We start from the raw sequence: 291 nt of genomic DNA, 5'->3' as shown, positions 1-291 counted from the left end.
GCCAACCCATTGGGTTGGCTTTCTCGTCTTATTTAATGCCTGGCAGTTCCCTACTCTCACATGGGGAGACCCCACACTACCATCGGCGCTACAACGTTTTCACTTCTGAGTTCGGCATGGGATCAGGTGGGACCGTTGCGCTATGGCCGCCAAGCAAATTCTGTTTTATTACCCGTCACTCACCTTTTTTAGCGGTTCGTCACCAGTAATATCAATCTTAAACAAGCTTACTTCATCGTTTCGTCTCTCTGACAAAACACCTTCGGTGTTGTCAGGTTAAGCCTCACGGTT

1 rRNA gene is annotated in these 291 nt (G+C 48.5%); it reads right to left on the bottom strand.

Going from position 1 to position 291, the window contains the following annotated elements:
• Nucleotides 1–37: 37 nt before the first annotated feature.
• A 5S ribosomal RNA gene (gene rrf / locus BHE89_RS00840) occupies nucleotides 38–154 on the bottom strand.
• Between the last annotated feature and the right edge of the window lie 137 nt (nucleotides 155–291).

Source organism: Shigella sp. FC1967 (assembly GCF_001743005.1).
Classification (GTDB): domain Bacteria; phylum Pseudomonadota; class Gammaproteobacteria; order Enterobacterales; family Enterobacteriaceae; genus Proteus.
Note: the sequence above shows the minus strand (reverse complement) of the source record. Positions and strands in the feature narration are given on the sequence as shown.